Origin of the sequence: Xenorhabdus entomophaga (assembly GCF_037996725.1) — a bacterium.
GTDB lineage: Bacteria > Pseudomonadota > Gammaproteobacteria > Enterobacterales > Enterobacteriaceae > Xenorhabdus > Xenorhabdus khoisanae.
Genome location: NZ_JBBMXH010000251.1, coordinates 1 through 1184 on the forward strand (window position 1 = coordinate 1; position 1184 = coordinate 1184).

General features: G+C 45.1%; 1 protein-coding gene. It reads left to right on the forward strand.

Annotation, left to right across the window (positions count from 1 at the left end; all coding sequences use genetic code 11):
• Positions 1–46: 46 nt before the first annotated feature.
• Complete coding sequence (locus AAC854_RS22565; RefSeq protein ID WP_340619047.1) at positions 47–1156, forward strand: ISAs1 family transposase; 1110 nt, start codon at positions 47–49, stop codon at positions 1154–1156.
• Positions 1157–1184: the final 28 nt, after the last annotated feature.

Consider the following 1184-nt stretch of genomic DNA (forward strand, 5'->3'; position numbering starts at 1 on the left):
AATGACATGATCTAATTATCTTTATTTTTCTTTCGAATGCTCGCCCATGAATCCTAACCACTCCCTCATTGAATACTTATCCGTTGTCAAAGAAACCCGCTCTGATATCAATCGTCAATACGATCTGATTGATGTCATTTTTCTTGTCATCAGTGCCATTATGGCAGGGGCTGAAGGCTGGCAAGATATTGAAACTTATGGCCGTGCCAAAATTAAGTGGCTGAGAAAATACCGTACTTTCCTCTGTGGGATCCCGCGTCGACACACGATTGCCAGGATTGTCCGCGCTATTGAGCTTAATTCGCTACTGGAAGCTTTACTTTATTGGGTTAATGAGCAACGTGAACAGGACGGAAAACCGGTCATTGCCTTTGATGGTAAAGTGCTGCGACATGCCTACCGGAATGAAAAGAAAAATGCGGTTCAATTGGTGACGGCCTATGATACTGAGCGGGGATTAGTACTGAGCCAAAAAGCGACGGCCACGAAAAATGGGGAGATCCGTATCGTCCAGCAGATGTTGGAACTCCTTAATCTGAAAGGCAGTATCGTGACGCTGGATGCCTTGCATTGTCAGCGCCAAACGCTGGAAAAGCTCAGTGAAAAAAAAGCGCATGTCGTTGTTCAGGTGAAGAAAAATCAGCCTCATCTCTGGGAGGCTGTCCAGTCTCAATTTCAGGCAGTGTTTGATGCGGGTAAAGAAAAAATTATCACGGAAATAAAGCAAGAAGCGCATGGTCGACGGGAAGAGCGCTATGTCTTTCAGTTAAAGGCAAAACTGCCACCAGAACTGGCAGATAAGTGGCCGACAATCCGCAGTATTATTGCCGTTGAACGCCACCGGACACAAAATGGCAAAGGAACGGTAGAGACCTCGTATTATGTGAGTTCTCTCTCGCCCAAGCATAAATTATTGGGGCACTACATTCGCCAACACTGGCGGATTGAAAATAGTCAGCACTATATCCTTGATGTTGTTTTTAAAGAAGATGATTCACGGATTGTTCTGGATGGAGCAGTTGAGAACCTGGCTTTATTTCGACGTATCGTGCTGAATATGGTTAAACAGTGCGATTGCGGTGCACCCAGCCAAAGAAATAAGCTTAAAAAAGCGAGTTGGTGTGATGATTATCGGGCAAGAGTTTTCTTTGGGTGAAAATTAATCAGAGTATGCTCGCGCCCTG

Bases quoted from the DNA above. Each gene is read 5' to 3' on its own strand.
- AAC854_RS22565 (WP_340619047.1), top strand. From the start codon at position 47: ATGAATCCTAACCACTCCCTCATTGAATACTTATCCGTTGTCAAAGAA.